Origin of the sequence: Pseudomonas emilianonis, assembly GCF_023072625.1 — a bacterium.
GTDB classification, from domain to species: Bacteria; Pseudomonadota; Gammaproteobacteria; order Pseudomonadales; family Pseudomonadaceae; genus Aquipseudomonas; species Aquipseudomonas paraveronii.
Window position 1 is genome coordinate 1 of sequence record NZ_JAKNRV010000584.1, and the last position, 2106, is coordinate 2106.

The following is a 2106-nucleotide window of genomic DNA, read 5'->3' on the forward strand; positions in this document are numbered from 1 at the left end:
CATGCCCGCGCGCGTGCCGGCGCCGACCCGCTGATGTGGCATGCCCATATCGCCATGCAGCAAGCCAAGGGCACCCAGGGCTGCACCTTTCATATCTTCAACGAGCGCATCAACCGCAACGCCCGCAGCCTGGCCGACCTGGAAAGTGAATTGCGCCGAGCGCTGCGTCGCGATGAACTGGAACTGCATTACCAACCCCGCCTCGACCTGGACGACGGCCATATCGTCGGTCTCGAAGCGCTGGTGCGTTGGCGCCACGGCGAGCGCGGCCTGTTGCCGCCCAGCGAATTCGTGCCCCTGGCCGAACAGAGTGGGCTGATTGTTCCGCTGGGTTACTGGGTGATTTCCCGGGCCCTGCGCGACATGCAGGACCTGCGCGAACGCGGCCTGCCGCCGCTGCATATGGCGGTCAACCTGTCGTTTCGCCAGTTCCAGGACAGCCAATTGCTTTCGACCCTCAGCCGGCTGATTACCGAGCGCGGGGTGGATGCGCAATGGCTGGAATTCGAGCTGACCGAAACCGCCGTGATGCGCCGCAGTGATTTGGTCAAGCAGACCATGGACGCCCTCGGTCGCCTCGGTGTGCGCTTTTCCCTCGACGACTTCGGCACTGGTTTCTCATCGTTCGTACACCTCAATAGCCTGCCGATCGCCTTGTTGAAAATCGACAAGAGTTTTGTCGGCGGCATGGAAGAGCGCGAAGAAAACCGCAAGCTGGTTCACGCCATGATCAACCTGGCCCACAACCTGAATCTGGAAGTGGTGGCCGAAGGCGTAGAAACCGCGGAGCAGTTGGCGCTGTTGCGTTTGTTTGGTTGCGACCAGGCCCAGGGGTACCTGATCAGCAAGCCGCTGCCGTTGCCGGAGCTGGTGGACTACCTGACGTTTGGCAAGGACCAGCAGGCTTTATTGGGCTAGCTCATCCTCTATTTGCCAACCCGCTCCCACATTTCAACCGCGCAAGACTTCTAGTCGGTCTGCGCGGCATGGAATGAGCGTTGAGCGTCTGGCTCGTGCCGAATCATGCGCTTGATCTTCGCCTCAAACGCCCAGGTCAGGCTCACCGCCGCGCAGGCCAGGCCCAGCGCGAGGCCCCACCACACGCCGGTTGGCCCCCAACCCAGGGTGAAGGCCATCATCCAGGCCGCCGGCGCGCCGATCAGCCAATAGCAACCCAGGCCCACCAGAAAGGTGGTCTTGGCGTCCTTGAGCCCACGGATGCAGCCCATCGCGATGGTCTGCACGCCGTCGAACAGTTCGAACCAGGCCGCCACGGCCAGCAGGCTGACGGCTAGCACGATCACCTCGTGGAATGCCGGGTCGTTATGGTCGAGGAATAGCCCGATCAGCGGATCGGAATACAGCCACAGCACCGCCGCAAATCCCAACATCACCGCCGCGCCAAAGCCGATGCCGACACGCCCCGCCATGCGCGCCTGCAGCAGTTGCCCGGCGCCATAGTGCTGGCCGATGCGCATGGTCACCGCGTAGGACATCCCCGCCGGCACCATGAACGCCACCGAGACGATTTGCAGCGCGATCTGATGCGCCGCCAATTGCGTACTGCCCATGGTGCCCATGCACAGCGCTGCAAAGGCAAACAACCCGACTTCCACCGCGTAGGTACCGCCAATCGGCAGGCCCAGGCGCCATAACTCGCGCAAGTACTGGGTGTTCAGACGCAACAGGCCTGCGCTCAGCGGGTAGGCCGAGTACGCGCGGTTGCTGCGGATGTACCCCATCAACGCCAGCGCCATGCCATTGGCGACGATGGCCGTGACCAGGCCGATGCCCATCAAGCCGAGTTTCGGCAGACCGAACATGCCCTCGATCAACGCGTGGTTGAGCAGGTAGTTGACCAGCGTGCCGCCGAGGCTGATCACCATCACCGGTGTGGCCTTGCCGATGGCGCTGGTGAAGCCGCGCAAGGCCATGAAACTCAGGTAACCGGGCAGGGCGAACGGCAGGATGGTCAGGAATTGTCCTGCCGCGTCCACGTTGGTCTCGGTCTGGCCGAACATCAGCAGCACCGGCTTGAGGTTCCACAGCAGCACCGCCGCCGCCAGGGCCATCAGCCAGGCGAGCCACAGCCCGGCCTGGGTCAGG

The 2106-nt window shown here is 63.4% G+C and carries 2 protein-coding genes; one reads left to right on the plus strand and one right to left on the minus strand.

Features of this window, described 5'->3' with window-relative positions:
• The coding region (locus tag L9Z73_RS29660; RefSeq protein ID WP_247408456.1) for a putative bifunctional diguanylate cyclase/phosphodiesterase at positions 1-918 on the plus strand (918 nt) is incomplete at its 5' end.
• A 50-nt stretch (positions 919-968) separates the two neighbouring features.
• Here L9Z73_RS29660 and L9Z73_RS29665 read toward each other — a convergent pair.
• On the minus strand, positions 969-2106 hold a 1138-nt coding region (locus L9Z73_RS29665; protein WP_247408458.1), incomplete at its 5' end, for a NorM family multidrug efflux MATE transporter.